Source organism: Vibrio ouci, from assembly GCF_004551525.1.
In the GTDB taxonomy this organism is placed as follows: Bacteria; Pseudomonadota; Gammaproteobacteria; order Enterobacterales; family Vibrionaceae; genus Vibrio; species Vibrio ouci.
Genome location: NZ_SATR01000005.1, coordinates 111,846 through 129,805, shown reverse-complemented (window position 1 = coordinate 129,805; position 17,960 = coordinate 111,846). Strand labels below are relative to the sequence as shown.

The window sequence follows — 17,960 nt, the reverse complement described above, 5'->3', positions numbered from 1 at the left end:
CCGTGTAGCATTTCTTTAAATTCAATTTAAGGAAATCACCATGTCTCAACACCTTTCTTATTGGTTTAAACAAGCACTAGAGCGCGAACAATCTCTCACTACTTATACTCTTGAGCAAGATATTGAAGCGGACGTGGCCATTGTTGGTGGTGGCTATACAGGTTTATGGACAGCAATCTTACTCAAGCAACAGCAGCCTGAACTTAACGTCGTTGTGATTGAAAAATCTCTCTGCGGTAGCGGAGCATCTGGCGCGAATGGTGGGTGTATGTTGACTTGGTCGACTAAGTATCCAACCTTGAAGCGTTTGTTTGGTGAGCATCAAGCAAAGTGGTTGGTGGAAGAGTCAGAAAAGGCCGTCTATGAAATAGAGCAATTTTGTCTCGAACAGGAGATAGATGCTGAGCTGTTTCGACATGGTACGTATTATACGGCGACCAACAGTGCACAAGTGGGGCAAATGGCACCTGTGGTCAAGCAACTGGAGGAGTTAGGCTGTAATAGCTGGGCTCAATGCGGTGACGTTGAATCTAAAGCAGGCTCTTATCGACATAAAGAAGGGTATTACTCACCTGCGGCCGCGAGCGTTCAGCCAGCACTACTCGTTAGAGGCCTGCGCCAAGTTGCGCTAAAACTTGGCGTGCAAGTGTTTGAAAACACGCCAATGGAATCGCTTGAATATGGTCGACCAGCCGTGATTAAAACGCCCAAGGGAATGATCTCGGCGCAAAAGGTGGTATTGGGATTAAATGCTTGGATGTTGGACCATTTCAAGCAATTTACTAACAGTATTGTGGTGGTTTCGTCTGATATGGTGATTACTGAGCCATTGCCTGAAAAGCTAGCGGCGATGAATCTACAAAAAGGCTCGACGGTCGTGGACTCTCGTATTTTTGTCCACTATTACCGTGATACCGCAGATGGAAGGTTGATGCTAGGTAAGGGCGGTAATCACTTTTCGTTTGGTAACAAAGTGGATGTGATGTTTAACCGTCAGTCCGGTTATACTCAGCTATTGAGAGCATCCTTCGATAAGCTTTTTCCAAGCTTGAGTGATTCAGAGTTCGCTTATAACTGGACGGGGGCATCTGACCGCAGCGTAACGGGGTTGCCATTCTTTGGTCATTTAGATAACCAGCCCAATATTGTTTACGGCTTTGGTTATTCCGGCAATGGGGTTGCTCAGACACGTATTGGCGCAAAAATTCTCTCTTCTCTAGTTATGGATCAAGATAATCAATGGAGCCAATGTGGACTGGCGCAGGGCCCACTAGGTCAGTTTCCACCAGAACCTATCAGATGGCTTGGTGCTATGATGGTAAGAAACGCAGTACGACGCAAAGAAGAAGCGGAAGATAACGAACAGCGGCCTTTTGTTTGGGATAAGTGGCTGTCTAAGCTTGCGGGAGCAGCGGCGGGTAAAGCAGATAAAGTCGAGTAACCTTGTTGTCACACTGGTTTGGCATAGTAGCGTTTTATCTATGCCAAATCCGTCGTCATGTCGCTTTCTACCTCTCGATTTCTTCCGCCTTTAAATGCACTAAAAGCCTTTGAATCTGCCGCTCGACTGCAGAGCTTAACCAAAGCGGCTGAAGAGCTGCATGTCACGCGGGCCGCTGTCAGCCAGCAAGTAAAGCAGTTAGAAGGGTATCTGGGCGCCGCTTTGTTTGAGCGTAAAGGAGCGAAGCTGACACTGACACATGACGCAAAGTACTACCTTCCTCTGCTGACACAAACCTTCCACTCTCTCTCGGTCGGAACGGAACAACTATTTGCTCGCAAGCAGCGACACACCGTCATTTTATCTGTCGCGCAAAGCTTCTGTATCAAATGGTTGATTTCTAGACTTAGCGATTTTCGACGTCAATATCCTGATATTGAGCTCAAGTTTTCATCGACCTCAAGTGCCTACCCAAATGGCAGTGGTTTCGCTGATGTCGAAATTATTAACGGCACTAGAAATTGTCATGACCCTCAGCAGCGTTATCTAACCAATGAATCTTGGGTAGTGGTTGCTGCCCCAGATTATGTCAACGCATCGTTACCTATGTCTGTCGAGCAAATAGCGCAGGCTGAAAAAATAATGACCACGGGGTACACGGAGAGTTGGGAGCATTGGTTCTCACATTCGGATTATGACGGTGAATGGATCAAGCCAGCATTACAGTTTGATCACTCTTCACTCTCTATCGAAGCGGCACTTAATGGGCTCGGGGTGTTGCTGGTAAAAGATGTGTTGGTCGATGAATTAGTGGATCGGGGTCAATTGGTACAGGTTTATTCAAAACAAGTGCCCACTGCAGGTGGGCACTATTTAATTTGTCATAACCCGACAAAAGAGAGCGTTGCAATATTCGTCACTTGGCTAGAGCAAGCGATGATCACTCACAAGGCGGAGACATATGGATAACGGCTAGGCCACCGAGAGAAGTTTCTCGATATTTGCGGTTCATATCTTTACCTGTTTGATACATGGTCGCGATGACTTTATCTAAAGAGATGAGACATTTGCTCGTACGTTTGAGCGCCATTCGTGAGGCGTTAATCGCTTTCATTGCTCCCATCGCATTACGTTCAATACACGGTACCTGAACTAAACCACCAATCGGGTCACAGGTCATACCTAGTGAGTGCTCCATAGCGATTTCAGCGGCAATGCAGATTTGTTCGTTGCTGCCACCACGCAGTGCAGTTAGGCCAGCGGCAGCCATCGATGAGGAAACTCCGACTTCACCTTGGCAGCCAACCTCAGCACCAGAAATAGAGGCATTGGTTTTGTATAAGATGCCAATTGCGCCAGCGACCGCAATAAAGTCTTTTAACTGCTTGGTATCGAGCTCTCTAATAAAGCGATGGTAATACATTAGTACCGCCGGAATAACACCTGCAGCGCCATTAGTTGGAGAGGTAACCACTTGTCCTCCCGCGGCATTTTCTTCACTAACAGCGAAGGCAAACAAGTTGATCCAATCCATGATTTCCATTGGGTCATTCTCAATTGCTGCGTTGGCTTCTAGTTTCTTTAGCAGGTTAGGGGCGCGCCTTGTGACTTCAAGTCCACCTTCTAATACCCCCTCGGTTTCAAAGCCGCGTTGCATACATAGCGACATGACCTTCCAAATTTGCTCTGCTTTTTGGGTGATTTCATCATCACTAAAGAATTGTTGCTCGTTCTGTAAGATCATTCCACCTAGGCTAAGTCCATTTTTTTCCGCCATAGCGAGCATTTCGTCGGCACTCGTAAATGGGAAGGGAATATCAACCGAGTTTTCATTGCCACCGTTTTCAAGCTCTTTTGCGGTGGCAATGAATCCACCACCAATTGAATAGTAGGTTTCAAACTCAATTTGCGCGCCTAGCGAGTCGTAGGCGGTAATGGTCATACCGTTTTCATGTAAAGGAAGGTTGTCGGAGTGAAACAAGATATCACTCTCATAGCTGAAATTGATCGTATGGGCGCCAGCAAGAGCAAGGTAACCTTCATCAATGGTATTGGTGAGCGCTTGTTTCGCGCTAGCCATTTTGATGGTGTCAGGTTTATTGCCTAAAAGGCCGAGAATAACTGCGCGGTCGGTATGGTGGCCCTTGCCCGTTAAAGAAAGTGAACCGTACAGGTCGACTTGAATACGGTGTACCTTAGTGATCGATGCAGCCAGCAGGCGGGTAAAATGATACCCTGCGATCATCGGACCATTGGTGTGAGAACTGGAAGGCCCCACGCCGATTTTAAAAATATCAAATATTGACAGCATAAACTTTACTTCCTGTGAATTGGCCCGTCAGGCAGGCTCTTGTAATTACTAGTATGGCATCTGACCGAGATTTCGACTTATCAACACCAAAATAACAAAACTTTAACCTTTGCTAAGCTAGCGGCAAAGACGATGTATGTACAGTACCTGAGTAATTCAGTAGGAATAATTGAGACATGAGTAAATAATGAACATTTCGAATGTGGTACTTATCCTAGGCAAGAGGCTGCGAAACAACCGATTAACGCCGGAAGGTGTTAGCCGAGTGGAAGGACTTTTTAAACTGCTTGAACAAGTTAACGTTCAAGAAACCGCGTTTGTTTTTTGCGGTGGTGTAACTGACGGTCAGACGACATCTGAAGCTGAAGCCATGTATCAGCAGTTTTTGCGCTTGCGTCCTGCCAACAAAACCTTGCCTCCTCATATCCTCATTGAAAGTCAGTCGACCAATACCATCGAAAATATCCAAAATGCAGCGGACAAATTAGTGGAAAGCCAGTTATGCAGTATTGGTCAAAGGATTGATGTCACCTTTGTCTCCAACGACTACCATCTAAAACGAATTTTTGAAATTCAGTCACTAATGGATGAGCAAGGGCTGCTAAGAGTGCTGCATCAGCGTTGTGCGCAAAGTGGCTTGTCACTTTCAATACCGTTGGATATTAGCCAGCATTGTGCTGTTGAGTACCCTCATCTCGGTGAGGCTGGTCGCGCTTTCTTATTGGCTGACGAGCTAACCACTTATCGCGTGTACTTAGAAGGGGTTAAGAATAGGGCATTTCAGCGCGAGTTAGCTGAGGTTAGAGCGTTACCATGGCGATTTGCGCTAGATGCACTTGAGGGCTTGAAAGCGATGCACCTCGATGGTGATAGTATGAAAGCGGTGGAGAAAATAGAAAGGGCAGTCGAGAAGACTACCCCTTATGTGTGCTGCCAAGCATTGATTGAGCAATTAGATATACTCAATACCCAGCTTACTTGGTTGAATCGTCATCTTGACCCAGAACGTCAGCACGAGTGATCAGTAAGTTAGTTTTGATAGCGGCGAATGCAATAAGGCTATAAGCCATTAACTCAGTCGCTTCCTCAGAGACATTTTTGATTTCTCTTAGGTAGCTGTCACCCATAACTGACTGCCAGAATGAGCCCATGCCGTACAAGCGGGTAAAGACAAGCAGAACAACAACGCTGGTAATGAGTACAGGCATATAGCGAGTATTCAGCAGTGCGGCCATTTGGTTGACGGTTTGTTTACCCCCGGTATAGGCCAGGTAGCAACTGAACAGAGCGATGGCCAAAGCAGGGTAAACCCAAGAGCCATGTGCCAACATATCAAACCATACGTCCATTTCTCGAATAAATAGTACGGCGAAAAAACCGCCCATTAGCACTGCAGCATAATGGACCGAGCTTTTTACTTTCACTAAGTGGAAAAAGCTCAAGCTGGTAACTGCGAGCATAAGCAGTTGCGCAGATTCAGTAAAAGAAGCCTCACCTAGACCATGGTGGAACTGACTGAAGTCAATGCGTAGGCATAGGTTAACAAATATACCTAATGCGGCGACGACTAAAGCGTTCAGGGCAACTTTTTGAAAAGTGCGTTTGGCATGATTGGAAATTACTGAGTCATCGAGATGTTCTTGCTCAGATTCTAATGGGGTATCGTATTTCATAGCAGTAGTATTCTTGACTGGTTTGAACTGTGATTCACGTCACATTGTAGTTTTGTCACGAAAGCTCATGTCAGAAGAATGTCAGAGCTGTACACCGTTCGATTGCAAAGCCAAAAAAAAGAGGCAAACGCCTCTTTGTACCTATTACTGCCTAAATGATGTCACGATAGGTGATTAACCTTGCGACTGTTGTTCATTCTTTTGGCTGTTTCGGTAGTATTCCCACTGCTCAACGCGTTCATCATCAGATAGAACGCAGTAAGTCACACGCATCTCATTTTCATTGACTGTTTCAAGCTCGCCGCCCTGTTGAACGCAGTAAACTGCAGCTGGGTTAGCCATAGAAGTGTACTCTTTTACTTCGTATTCATCAGGCTCACTCGCACAACCAGCCAATACAGCAGCACTGATCACAGACATCACGATACATGCTCTTTTCATAAAATTTCCTTAGTTGGATCAATCATTAACCCATCGATTATAGGCTCTTTAATGAAAAAATCTGTGTTAGGTTTGTCAAAAAGTCGCCGCTGTCTAAAATTATAAAGAGATATTTCACATTGTAATGGAACAGCATTGAAAGGTTTGCGTTAGTTATAATAAGGTATCGTATACTTTAACCTAGTCAGACTTAGCATAGGAAGTGCCTGATGTCGGAACAAAAATATCGACTTGTAACTCGTAGTGATTTTGATGGTTTAGTGTGTGCAGTTTTGCTTAAACAACTCGACCTCATTGACGATATCAAGTTCGTTCACCCTAAAGATATGCAAGACGGAGTAATTGAGATTACTTCGAATGATATTGTTACCAACTTACCGTATGTGAAAGATGCCTATTTGGTATTTGACCATCACCTCTCTGAGATGATTCGCAACCAAGGAGAGAGGAAGAACCACATTATTGACCCAGAAGCGCCGTCTGCTGCCCGTGTCGTATGGGAGCACTACGGTGGGGAAGCGACTTTCCCAAGTGATTGGTTAGATATGATGGAAGCGGTGGATAAAGGCGATTCAGCTCAGTTTAACCGTGACGAAGTGTTGGATTCGACAGGTTGGAATCTACTGAACTTCTTGATGGATGCTCGTACCGGGCTTGGCCGTTTTAGAGAGTTCCGTATCTCCAATTACAACCTAATGATGGACTTGATTGAGTACTGCAAGAATCACTCAATTGAAGAGATTCTAGACCTTCCGGATGTGAAAGAGCGTATTGAACTGTACCGTGAGCATGAAAACTTGTTCAAAGATCAGATTCAGCGTTGTGCGACGGTCCATGACAATCTGGTTTTTCTTGATCTCACTGGAGAAGAGGTTATCTATGCAGGTAACCGATTTGTAATTTATGCGCTCTACCCAAACTGCAATATCTCAATTCACAAGTTGTGGGGATTCCAGAAGCAAAATACCGTGTTTGCGACGGGTAAGTCCATTTTTGATCGCAGCTCTAAGACCAATGTTGGTGAGCTAATGCTGAAATATGGCGGCGGAGGCCATAAAGCGGCAGGGACGTGTCAGATTGATAATGATAAATCTGACCAAGTGCAGCAAGAGCTGATCACGGCAATAACTAATGATGGTTAATTGAGAAGTGGATGACTGAATGAATGTAAAAACCCCTGTAATCACTTACAGGGGCTTTTTATTTTCTTTTTGCTTAATGGTGTTAAGGACTTAAAGCGGCATTACGCGGTTGCGGCCAAGTTCTTTCGCTTCATACAGTAATTTGTCTGCGCGATCGATCAAAGAGTTTGCAGACTCTCCGGGTTGTAGTTCAGCCACACCCAATGAGATAGTGATATTACCTATTTGTTCTGATGTTCGTCGATCTTTAATCGATAGCTTTTCGATTGCTCGGCGTAAGCTTTCTGCAAACTGACGGGCGATTCGCAGCGATTTATTTGGCACGATCAAAGCAAACTCTTCTCCACCGAAACGATAAGCATGAATGCCATCACGGCAACTTAGTTGGATACGTCGTGCAATCGCTTTGATGACGGTATCACCGAATAAGTGGCCATACGTGTCGTTAAATGACTTAAAGTGGTCGATATCAGCCAAGATTAAACACATCTTTTGTTCTGAGCGACACAGAGTATTCAAATCTCCATCAAAGGCTCTACGGTTGTAAAGACTCGTGAGGGAGTCAAAGAGGGCATCTTGCTGAACTTCAGCCAACTGGCTCTTAAGCTGCTGGATTTCGTTGGTCGCAGTTTCTAACTGGCTGTTTAGGAAGCGGGTAGAGTGCCTGATCTCACGTGACTCAACGACTAACTGGCGAATCACCTTCATCACTTCTTCAAGCGACATCGATTCATCTTCGACTCTTTCTAAGCTTTCGAAGCTTTTATCGATCATTTTAGAAAACTGAGAAGTGTCCGTTAGTGTGTCGGATACGGAGCTCGCTACTTCATTCACCAATATTTCGATATTTGCACGCAGATCGTGCATATCGGTTTCCGCTCGGCTAGCGATATGGTTGTTATAGAGCTGTGCTCCCGAAGCTGGTGGGCATACGCCGTAGTTTCCGATGACATTATCGAGTTCGCGGTTTAATTGCGGGATAACATTATCGACGTACGTATACCATAACGCGTAGTTTGCTGGCGTGGCAGCTACGTGATGTTTCATCATCAACGGCACAGCTTTTTTAAGGTTAGCTGTGGATTTTTTAAAGTCGTCGTCTGTCATTTCTTATTAACATTCATGTCTAGACATCCTATAAAATAAGATTAGCGGATCTCGTTTATAGATGCTTGGTCTTATATCAATTTGTCTCTAACAATTGATTAGGTTTATGAACAATATCATAACTTAACCCTAGGTGCTGTATGGAAATTGTTCAGTTATACCAGTGGTTTATAAAACTGTGGCTTCTTGTTGACCTTGCTCTAACTGGTGAGCTCCTCTTAGCATCGCTTTGATTAAGTCCCCAGCGTTAAATTTCTCTAACGCTTCATGCGCACCGACCTGTTTTGCACGATCAAGACAAATCTCACTCGATAAAGATGTATGCAAGATAATGTAGCTATTGCTTAGGTCACTCTCGTTTTGCGTTTCAAAAGCCAATTCATAGCCGTCTAAGCCTGGCATTTCGATATCACTCACGAGTAGCTCGATAGGTCTACCTTGTTGGGCATCGTGGCGCATCAGTTGAAGTGCATCAATCCCGTTATTACATATCTGATACGGGATATTGATACTGTCTAATGCATCCGAAAGTTGTTTTCTAGCAATAGAAGAGTCATCGACCAATAGGATGCTCAGTGCTTTTAAGCGCTCTCGTTCAATGTCCGTCAACATAGGGATTTTGGTTGACTCATATTGAGGGTAAATTTTAGAGAGCAGCAACTCGACGTCGAGCATCTGCACGATTTTTTCTTCAAAGCGCGTAATACCAGTAACAAACACATTGTGACCGACAGTTTCTGGTGCTGACTCAATCGATTTCCAGTCACACTCAATAATCTTTTCAATTGAACGTACCATGAAGGCAACCACAGTTCGTAGGCAGTCGGTAACGATCAGATAGCACGATTGGTATTCATCAGGCTGTATAGGGCGAAATCCAATGGCTGCAGGCATATTGATCACTGGAATGGTTTTACCACGTAGGGAGACCGTACCAACGACATGGTGGTGGGAGTAGGGAATCTGAGTCGTTACTTGAAAAGGAACGATTTCTCTCACCTTTAGCGTTCCTATGGCAAATAGCTGTTTACTTTGCGTTAATGTAAACATCAACATACCTTGGGATTGATTCGCTTTACTAACCGGTTTTGCCATGAAGATTTTCTCTTTGGTGTCTTAATTCAATGGTAGCGGAATTGAGTTGATGTTCAATGGATGTTGATCAAATTCGATGCGTTAATACATAAGTACTAGATGTTTTTTTAATTTATTAATTGGCTGGATGAAGATTTCACCATTATCCGGTACAATCCGCGCCAACTCAGTCATATCTCAAGAGGCATCAACATGGCTAACACAGCAGCGGCTCTTCATATTTTAGTTAAGCACAAAGAGCAAGCAGAAGACATCATCAAACAGCTAAAGAAAGGCGCGAAATTTCAGACTTTGGCTAAGAAATATTCCACCTGTCCATCAGGCAAAAAAGGTGGCGATCTTGGTGAATTCCGCCGTGGCCAAATGGTCCCTCAGTTCGATAAAGTATGCTTCTCTGGTGAAACACTGGTTCCGCACCTAGTGAAGACCAAATTTGGTTGGCATGTAGTGAAGGTGCTATACCGCACTTAATCGGATTTGATTAGAAAAGCCTTTGATACTGTCGAAGGCTTTTTTGTATAAGGAGATTATTGCTGGCTAGAAAAATAGGCCGCAATGTCTTTTAGATCTTCGTCATTTAGGCGAGATAGCTGAGCCTTCATCATTTCCGCAAGCGCGCCTTGTCGGTTACCGTTCTGGTAGTCTTTCATTGATTGAAACAGATACTGAGCGTTTTGCCCTTTGATATTCGGGTAGCTTGGGTTGCTTGCAGTGCCATCTGTTCCATGGCAAAAGATACAGCTTGGTGATTTAACCTTACCGAGTTGAGCGTCGCCGAAAGAGGCGTCTGCAAAAGCTAATGATGGAATGAGAGAAAGAAAAACCAGCGCACGTATCATAGAGAACCCTAAATCTATCAACTTTGATATGCAATAGAATAAAGCTTCCCCTAAGGGGAAGCTCAATGGTCGAGATCAATTTACTATTCGTTAAAGCAGTTTTGCTAGCTTTTCAGTAAACAGCAGAATGTCTTGTTGTGAGATGTCTTTATGAGTCACGAAACGGATCGGGTTTCCTGGGGTAATCGTGATACCTTCATCAGCAAGCTTGCTCGCAATAGCTGTAATATCGACATTGTCATCCAGTTTGGCAAACACGATATTGGTCTGAACAAAGTCCGTATTGACATTGAAACCCGGAAGATCAGACAAGCGCTCTGCTAGTAGCTTCGCGTTCGCGTGGTCAACTTTTAGCTGAGGTACTTGTTCTGTCAGCGCAAGCTTACCCGCTGCCGCTAAGATGCCTGCTTGACGCATACCGCCGCCGACCATTTTACGTAAGCGTCTTGCTCTATCGATAAAGGCTTTATCACCTAATAGCAATGAACCGATTGGTGCCGCTAGGCCTTTCGATAGACAAATGGTCATTGAGTCGAAATGTTGCGCAATCTCTTTAACGTCAACATCCAGAGCCGCCGCTGCGTTGTATACACGAGCCCCGTCTAGGTGCAGCAGTAGGTTATGTTGATCGACAAACTCACGCGCTTGTGCAAGATAGCTTAAAGGAAGAACTTTACCGTTGATGGTATTTTCAAGGCTAAGCAGCTTTGTACGTGCGAAATGGCTGTCATCAGGTTTAATCGCTGCTTTCAGCTTGCCAAAATCAAGCGAGCCATCAGGGTTGTTCTCAATAGGTTGAGGTTGAATAGAGCCTAAAACGGCCGCACCGCCAGCTTCATATTTGTAGTTGTGAGCTTGCTGACCACACAAATACTCATCGCCACGATCACAGTGGGCCATAAGGCCGAGCAGGTTTGCTTGGGTACCTGATGTAGTAAACAGCGCCGCTTCAAAGCCATGACGCTCTGCTGCCCACTGTTCTAATTCGTTGACGGTTGGGTCATCACCATAGACGTCATCACCTACTGGTGCTTCTGCCATTGCTTTACGCATCGCTTCTGTCGGTTTGGTTACCGTATCAGAACGAAAATCCATAATCTTATCTCCTAAATATAGCCGCACAGCTTTGCTTTACTTAAACATGCGATGGTTTTGGCATCTGTGATTTCGCCACTTATAATTTTTTGTTCAAGTTGTTTAACAGACAGGGAAATTACTTCAATCACCTCGTCTTCATCACAATCGTAACGACGAGTTAAAGTCAGGTCTTTGGCTACGTATAGATGTTGCAACTCGTCACAAAAACCAGCTAAAGGCGTTACCTGTCCTAGAGATATCATGGTTTTAGCACTGTAGCCAGTCTCTTCTTCAAGCTCACGATTGGCACACACTTCGACTGCTTCGCCATCCTCCAACGTTCCAGCTGGCAATTCCAATAACCATTTCTTAAGTGATGGCCTGAATTGATTGATAACAATGATATTGCCATTTTCATCGATAGGTAGGATTACCGCGGCACCAGGGTGGGAAATCGTAGTGTGGGTAATTTTTTGGCCATTTGGTAAATCAACCTCTTCTTCGATAAGAGAGATACGCTTCCAGCTATGAAGGTTTTTTATCTTCGAATTCATTATTGTTATTAGTGCCCTGACAATTGACCTCATTACCTTACAGACAATACACCTCTAGTTAAAGCATCTCAGTAACAAGCGAGTAACTTTACGTCGTACGATTAGTGATGAAAATCGCAAAACTGCAAACATTGTTTTCAGTGCGTTACGTAAATAAGCCTTCTGCTATAAAAGGTTGTCAGAATTGAAATTGCACTTGTAACAAAGTGCTAACAATTGTATAAACTTATTCATACGCACATGTTGTTTAATACGTTAGGAGAGCGCAATAGATGATGAACCAGAGTCGAGTTACTCACTCACAAAAAGCGTTACTGTCTGAGAGAATCAATAAACTCGCTCAAGCCCTATCTGATGGTGTGTATGAACGTGAAGAAACAATCAAACTCTGCTTGCTAGCAGCCCTTGCTGGTGAAAGTGTTTTCTTACTGGGGCCTCCTGGTATTGCAAAGAGCTTAATTGCTAAGCGTCTTATCCAAGCTTTTGATAATTCATCTTACTTCGAATATCTAATGACGCGCTTCTCGACGCCAGAAGAGGTGTTTGGTCCGCTTAGTATCCAAGAATTAAAAGATAATGGTCGCTACGTTCGTTTAACCGACGGTTATCTACCGACAGCTCAGGTTGTTTTCCTTGATGAGATTTGGAAAGCAGGCCCAGCGATTTTGAACACGTTATTGACCGTAGTGAATGAGAAAACCTTCAAAAATGGTAACGAGATTGAGCGTGTTCCAATGCGTCTATTGGTGTCAGCATCGAACGAGCTACCAGATGAAGACAGTGGTTTAGAAGCGCTATATGACCGTATGCTAGTACGCGTGTTTGTTAACCGCATTCAAGACAAACAAAACTTCAAATCTATGCTGACAGTAGGTACGCCGCAAGAGGCGACGATTCCTGAAGGTTTGGCAATTACTGATCAAGAATATCACCAGTGGCAGTCAGAGCTTGAGCAGCTTGAACTTAGCAATGACGTGTTTGAAAAGCTCTACGAATTAAAAACGTTACTAGAATCTGCTGTAACGGCTGAAAGTGGCTTAGATGCGTCGGATACGGATATGTACGTCTCAGACCGTCGTTGGAAGAAAGCCGTTAAGCTGCTTAAAGCGAGTGCGTTTTTTAATGGTCGTGATTCAATTAACCCACTAGATATCTTGCTATTACAAGACTGTCTGTGGAACAGCCCTGAGTCTCGCGACATTGTGCGTAAAGTGATCAAAGACTTCGCACTTAATCACGCATTTGATCAGCAAGAGGTCGAGCAGCAAATCACTCTATGTCGTGAAGAACTGACAGACATCCAAGAAGAGCTTGAGTCTGAATTCGGCACGATGCTGTCGATGGAGTCGACGACAGGGCTTATCAAGAAACAAGTACACAGCTACGATATTTCTGATGCGAAAAGCTACAAAGTGGGCAGCGCATTTGATTTGGTTAAATTGGTGCTACTGCAAAGCAACATGTCAGTCACTGAGTCTGAGAAAGGTGATAGCCGTTGGGTCTACGTGCCTAAAAACGAACTAGAAAGAGTGATCAAAGAAGGTCACGGTGACGTTTACGGTTACGTGAATACCAATACTACATTGGTTCGCCTACGTTTTGACATGGATGCCGCAAACAACCTTGTAATCAAAGATATTGCTAACCGTGCGGTGCTGGTTTCAATTGTAACAACTAAGGGCTTAGATGAAGAGCTTTACCAAGAGTGGCTAACTAAGTCTCAGCAAGCAATGGCTCAGCTTGAGCATGCAGAACATCATTTACTGCGTGTACGTTCTAACTTCCATGGCGCGCTTCCTCATGGCTTTGTCGATCAAGAACTGCCACGAGCGATGGAGTCTAGCTTACAGAACTTGCAGCAAGTACTCGAATCAACGAAAGCGGAATGTGAACGTATTGTCTTCCGTTTCAAAACCTTAGATCAATTCTTTGCATAGGAGAAATGAATGCTAGGTGCTGACGGACTTAACCTTGTATTAATGATTGCGGACTCAGGCATGATAGATTCCGCGGTCAACGATCTTATGGCGCGCTCGCAAATGATGGCGGTGACCGAAAACAGAGGGGTAAAGTCCTCGGTTAAGAACCACCTGCTAAAATGGCGTGGCAGCGTTAAGAAACGCATTACTAAAGTGTGTGAAACCGATCGATTTAAGCAAGAGCTGTCACTGTACCAAGAAGTTATTCATTGGAATGAAGCTGAGTTCTTTGACAAGATTCCGGAAGTCATTAAGCAGCTAGAATGGCATTCTGCCTTCTATTTGCAAGCCCGCCGTCTTATGGAGAAGAACAAAGGGGTGAATAACCCGATGTTCCCGCATTACTTCTGTGATCAATGGTATCAAAGCCTTTCAGATGCGATTCGCCAAGCACAACTTACCGAGCTAGAAGCCAACAAAGAAAAAGTGCTTAAAGATCTTTACCAACGCATGGAAACCATGAAAAACATGGATAAAGTGACGGAAAGTGGAGACGATGAGAGTGTTGGCCGCTTATGGGATATGGCTTCGGCTAGACTCAGCAAGACGGATTTAACCGTAATGAAGCGCCATGCTGAATTCTTGTCAAAGAATAAAGGCTTGCAAGAGATCGCCGAGAAACTTGGCCGCATGGCAAGTCAGGTCGATGACCCAGATCTAAATAAAGCGCCGCTAGAAGAGCCGCAAGTTGTTGAAGAGAAATCCGATCAAGCGACCGATGATATTGTCGGCATTCATGAAGGGGATGACTTAAACAAGCTTCTTCCGAATGAAACCATGTTTTTGGCTTACCCTGAACTTGAAGTCGTGTTCTATAAGCACCTCGTCGATAAGCGCTTAATGAACTACAAGATGCAAGGTAAGTCGCGCACTTTACGTAAAGTGAGTGCCCAGCGTCCTGATAACGCTCAAGCAGATGTGGAAAAAGGGCCGTTTATTGTTTGTGTTGATGCATCAGGTTCAATGAGTGGTTTTCCGGAGCAGTGTGCTAAAGCGATGGCCTATGCGTTGATGCAAATAGCATTGGCTGAAGATCGTGATTGCTACGTGATTCTCTTCTCTACTGAGCAAATTACCTATGAGCTAACCAAACAAGATGGTCTTCGTGAAGCGAGTGATTTCCTCACGTACAGTTTCCACGGCGGTACCGATCTTGAACCCGTGTTAATGAAGTCGATTGACTTAATGAGTGGTGACAAATACCGCAACGCTGACATGGTGGTGATTTCAGATTTTATCGCCCCTAAGCAATCAGAAGAGATGCTGGAAAAAGTCGAGCAGCTTAAGAAGAGCAAAAACCGTTTTCATGCGATTAGCCTGTCAAAATATGGCAACCCAGACTTGATGTCGATGTTTGATCATAGTTGGGCCTACCATCCAAACTTAGTTGGCCGCTTGATGAAAAAGTGGTGATACACCGCTGACATGTTTGAAGAACAAAGGAGCTTAATAGGCTCCTTTTTTGTTATTCACTCTGCACCGATTAATGCTCCACTGCACTTAATATGTGCAAGCAGCCAAACCTAGTTTCGGTAACCATCTGATTATAAATAAGATGTTATCTTGGCATCCTACTTGCGTTATCTATTATGCGTGCGAAAGTGCGCCATAACATAAATAACAACGTCATAGGCAAAGAAGCCTCTCCTATTTGGGAGAGGCTTTTTCGTTTTAAGGAGCGGTGATGACAAAGGAATGTACGAAAACAGCGTGTCCATATTGTGGCGTTGGCTGTGGGGTCGAAGTCAATCAACTGGGTATCACTGGTGACAAATCGCATCCTGCCAACCAAGGGGCACTGTGTGTTAAAGGCTCGGCATTGGCTGAGAGTCTAGATATGCTGTCTCGACTTCTTTATCCCAAAGTAAATGGTAACGAGACCAGTTGGGACGCTGTGACGGATCTGATTGCTAACGCGTATTTTGAGGCTATTGAACACCACGGTTCAGACGCCACCGCTATGTACGTTTCTGGTCAGCTGTTGACGGAAGACTACTACCTAGCGAATAAATTTATGAAAGGTGTGGTGGGCAGTGCCAATATTGATACAAATTCTCGCCTGTGTATGTCATCGGCCGTTGTTGCTCATAATCGCGCGTTTGGAGAAGACATTGTCCCGATCAATTACTCCGACATTGATGACGCTGAGCTGATTATTATTTGTGGAGCCAATACGGCTTGGACTCACCCGGTACTCTACCGTCGCATTCAACAGGCGAAGCTGCGTAACTCTAAGCTTAAGGTGGTGGTGATAGATCCAAGAGAGACGGTCACTGCCCAACAAGCGGATATGCATCTTGCTATCCCTAATGATGGCGACATTGCTCTATTTAACGGATTGCTGCGCTATTGTATGGATAACGTAGCGCTAAGCCGTGATTACATCGCGCAGCATACGCAAGGGTTCGAACAGTTAGCTCAGACGGTAAAGTCGCCAGATTATAGCGTAGCGGCGCTGAGTGAACGCCTACAGCTCAACCAAGAGTTACTCAACCAATTTTACCGCTGGTTCGCCACTACCAACAAAACTGTGACGCTCTTTTGCCAAGGCGTTAACCAGTCACAAAGTGGTGCTGATAAAGGCAATAGCATCATCAACGCTCATCTAGCGACAGGGAAAATCGGTTACCCGGGCGCAGGGCCTTTTTCTATCACCGGTCAGCCTAACGCCATGGGCGGGCGCGAAGTCGGTGGGCTTGCAAACCAACTCGCGGTTCATCGAGGTTTTGACGCAGATTCGATTAAGAAGGTGAGTCAATTTTGGCAAACAGAGCGTCTTGCTACTCGTCCAGGTTTGAAAGCCGTTGAAATGTTTGAAGCGGTTGAGCGTGGCGATATCAAAGTCATCTGGATTATGGCAACCAATCCAGTAGTGTCGATGCCAGATAGCCATTTTATTCGTCAAGCGCTAGAAAAATGTCCGTTGGTGATTGTGTCCGATATTACTGAAGATTCCGATATTGCTCAGTATGCCGATGTACTGTTACCTGCGGCAGGTTGGGGGGAAAAACAGGGTATGGTGACCAACTCAGAGCGAATGCTGACGCGTCAAAGGCAGTTCTTGCAGTCGAAAGGAGAAGCCAAGGCAGACTGGCAAGCCATTCGCCAAGTGGGAGAGAAGCTGTGCGCGTTACTTGGCATGAAAAACGGATTTGATTTTGACTCGGAAGCGACAGTTTTTCGTGAATATGCTGCGATGACTGGACTGAATAAAGAGTCCAACTTATTACTCGACCTTTCGCAATATGCCGATATTAGTGATGATGAGTATCACGGGTGGCAGCCTACCCAATGGGGTGGGAAACAGCCATTAGCCAATGGTCAGTTTAGTTTCCCCGATCGCAAAGCGCGCTTTATCGTGCCTGATGACCTCCACAAGTCGATGAACACCTCATGGTGGTTGAACACCGGTCGTCAACGTGACCAATGGCATACTATGACACGCACAGGTCATATCCCACACCTTGCGGCATCTGAATGCGAACCTACAGTTTACGTCAATACGCAGTCAGCCCTCTCATTAGGCTTAGAGAGCAATCAGTTGGTTGAGGTGCGTAACCTTGCAACGACACAGCGAGTGATTGCAAAAGCCGTTCATGATGATGCCCTTAGTCGAAATCAGCTCTTTATGTCGATGCACTGGGCAGGAAAATACGGGGGTGACAGCCAAGTTAATGCTGTATTAAGCCGCGAGGCGGATCCATTGTCAGGCCAGCCAGCATTTAAGTCGCAGCAGGTCGAACTGTTGCCAGTGAGTGTGAAAGCTTATGGGCTTTATATCGGTAAGAGGTTTCAACAGCGCGAGTTTATCTACCAATCTTTCCAATCTGAAGAAAGCGCTGAGGTGTGGCGATTTGCAGACACGCAAGCTATTACGAAACAAGACGTCGCTAACATCGGGGATATCTACTCGCAGAGACGGGTGCTGTTAGACATGGATTCAGGCTGGCTCTCAGTGGGTTACGACGAGGAAAATGGCACTAACATACTCCGTTCAATCCTAATTGTTTCTTCCCAACCAATTACTTCAGATCTAAGCCAGTTAGCGAATCTGATTGGCCAGACGTTAACCTTCTCTTCACTGCTCTCCATAGCGGCGGAGTACGATGCTAGTGAGATGATTTGTAGCTGCTTTCGAGTCACGGACAAACAAATATCGGCGGCGCTAGAAAGTGGTGAGTGCCAGTCAGTATCGCAGCTTACTAAAACATTGAAGTGTGGCAGTAATTGCGGTTCGTGTTTACCACAGGTCGAGCGTTTGGTGGACTCATACAACCAAACCCTCATTATTACCAAATAGA

16 protein-coding genes are annotated in these 17,960 nt (G+C 45.0%); 8 read left to right on the top strand and 8 right to left on the bottom strand.

Going from position 1 to position 17,960, the window contains the following annotated elements; all coding sequences use genetic code 11:
- Positions 1–40: 40 nt before the first annotated feature.
- Entirely contained in the window at positions 41–1,441 is a 1,401-nt protein-coding gene (locus tag ELS82_RS05525) for an FAD-dependent oxidoreductase (RefSeq protein ID WP_134834576.1), read from the top strand.
- Positions 1,442–1,498: 57 nt separating this feature from the next.
- On the top strand, positions 1,499–2,410 hold the full coding sequence (locus ELS82_RS05520) for a LysR substrate-binding domain-containing protein (RefSeq protein ID WP_134834575.1): 912 nt from the start codon (positions 1,499–1,501) through the stop codon (positions 2,408–2,410).
- Here ELS82_RS05520 and ELS82_RS05515 read toward each other — a convergent pair.
- A complete protein-coding gene (locus ELS82_RS05515; RefSeq protein ID WP_134834574.1) occupies positions 2,382–3,752 on the bottom strand; it encodes an L-serine ammonia-lyase in 1,371 nt (456 codons plus the stop codon). The genes ELS82_RS05520 and ELS82_RS05515 overlap by 29 nt on opposite strands.
- Before the next feature lie 187 nt (positions 3,753–3,939).
- Between ELS82_RS05515 and ELS82_RS05510 the strand changes: the two genes are divergently transcribed.
- Positions 3,940–4,773, top strand: a complete 834-nt coding sequence (locus ELS82_RS05510) for a YdcF family protein (protein WP_134834573.1) — start codon at positions 3,940–3,942, stop codon at positions 4,771–4,773.
- Here ELS82_RS05510 and ELS82_RS05505 read toward each other — a convergent pair.
- A complete protein-coding gene (locus ELS82_RS05505) occupies positions 4,727–5,425 on the bottom strand; it encodes a hypothetical protein (RefSeq protein WP_134834572.1) in 699 nt (232 codons plus the stop codon). The genes ELS82_RS05510 and ELS82_RS05505 overlap by 47 nt on opposite strands.
- Positions 5,426–5,599: 174 nt before the next feature.
- On the bottom strand, positions 5,600–5,866 hold the full coding sequence (locus ELS82_RS05500) for a putative hemolysin (protein ID WP_134834571.1): 267 nt from the start codon (positions 5,864–5,866) through the stop codon (positions 5,600–5,602).
- Positions 5,867–6,075: 209 nt separating this feature from the next.
- Here ELS82_RS05500 and ELS82_RS05495 point away from each other — a divergent pair, with 209 nt between their 5' ends.
- Positions 6,076–7,008: a DHH family phosphoesterase gene (locus ELS82_RS05495; RefSeq protein WP_134834570.1), complete on the top strand. Its 933-nt coding sequence runs from the start codon at positions 6,076–6,078 to the stop codon at positions 7,006–7,008.
- 90 nt (positions 7,009–7,098) lie between these two features.
- Here the strand turns inward: ELS82_RS05495 and ELS82_RS05490 are convergent, their stop codons facing one another.
- Both ELS82_RS05490 and ELS82_RS05485 read right to left on the bottom strand, forming a co-directional pair.
- The gene (locus ELS82_RS05490) at positions 7,099–8,115 is read right to left on the bottom strand and encodes a GGDEF domain-containing protein (RefSeq protein ID WP_134834569.1); all 1,017 of its coding nucleotides are present in this window, start codon (positions 8,113–8,115) and stop codon (positions 7,099–7,101) included.
- 168 nt (positions 8,116–8,283) lie between these two features.
- Positions 8,284–9,210 carry a chemotaxis protein gene (locus ELS82_RS05485; RefSeq protein ID WP_134834568.1) on the bottom strand — a complete coding sequence of 309 codons (927 nt, stop codon included), beginning with the start codon at positions 9,208–9,210 and terminating at the stop codon, positions 8,284–8,286.
- Positions 9,211–9,402: 192 nt separating this feature from the next.
- On the opposite strand from ELS82_RS05485, the gene ppiC reads away from it, so the two are divergent.
- Positions 9,403–9,681 carry a peptidylprolyl isomerase PpiC gene (gene ppiC, locus ELS82_RS05480; RefSeq protein ID WP_005472248.1) on the top strand — a complete coding sequence of 93 codons (279 nt, stop codon included), beginning with the start codon at positions 9,403–9,405 and terminating at the stop codon, positions 9,679–9,681.
- A gap of 56 nt (positions 9,682–9,737) precedes the next feature.
- Here the strand turns inward: ppiC and ELS82_RS05475 are convergent, their stop codons facing one another.
- The 3 genes from ELS82_RS05475 to ELS82_RS05465 all read right to left on the bottom strand — a co-directional run bounded on the left by ELS82_RS05475 (position 9,738) and on the right by ELS82_RS05465 (position 11,680).
- The gene (locus tag ELS82_RS05475) at positions 9,738–10,049 is read right to left on the bottom strand and encodes a c-type cytochrome (protein WP_134834567.1); all 312 of its coding nucleotides are present in this window, start codon (positions 10,047–10,049) and stop codon (positions 9,738–9,740) included.
- 90 nt (positions 10,050–10,139) lie between these two features.
- Positions 10,140–11,144: a low-specificity L-threonine aldolase gene (gene ltaE / locus ELS82_RS05470; RefSeq protein WP_134834566.1), complete on the bottom strand. Its 1,005-nt coding sequence runs from the start codon at positions 11,142–11,144 to the stop codon at positions 10,140–10,142.
- A gap of 11 nt (positions 11,145–11,155) precedes the next feature.
- Positions 11,156–11,680 carry an NUDIX hydrolase gene (locus tag ELS82_RS05465; protein WP_134834565.1) on the bottom strand — a complete coding sequence of 175 codons (525 nt, stop codon included), beginning with the start codon at positions 11,678–11,680 and terminating at the stop codon, positions 11,156–11,158.
- Between the two features lie 272 nt (positions 11,681–11,952).
- Here ELS82_RS05465 and ELS82_RS05460 point away from each other — a divergent pair, with 272 nt between their 5' ends.
- From ELS82_RS05460 to ELS82_RS05450, 3 genes are all read left to right on the top strand, one after another.
- Positions 11,953–13,617: an ATPase RavA domain-containing protein gene (locus ELS82_RS05460; RefSeq protein ID WP_134834564.1), complete on the top strand. Its 1,665-nt coding sequence runs from the start codon at positions 11,953–11,955 to the stop codon at positions 13,615–13,617.
- A gap of 9 nt (positions 13,618–13,626) precedes the next feature.
- Positions 13,627–15,072, top strand: coding sequence for an ATPase RavA stimulator ViaA (gene viaA / locus ELS82_RS05455; RefSeq protein ID WP_134834563.1), 1,446 nt, complete (start codon positions 13,627–13,629; stop codon positions 15,070–15,072).
- Between the two features lie 271 nt (positions 15,073–15,343).
- Positions 15,344–17,959 carry a nitrate reductase gene (locus tag ELS82_RS05450; protein WP_134834562.1) on the top strand — a complete coding sequence of 872 codons (2,616 nt, stop codon included), beginning with the start codon at positions 15,344–15,346 and terminating at the stop codon, positions 17,957–17,959.
- The last annotated feature ends 1 nt before the right edge of the window (position 17,960 follow it).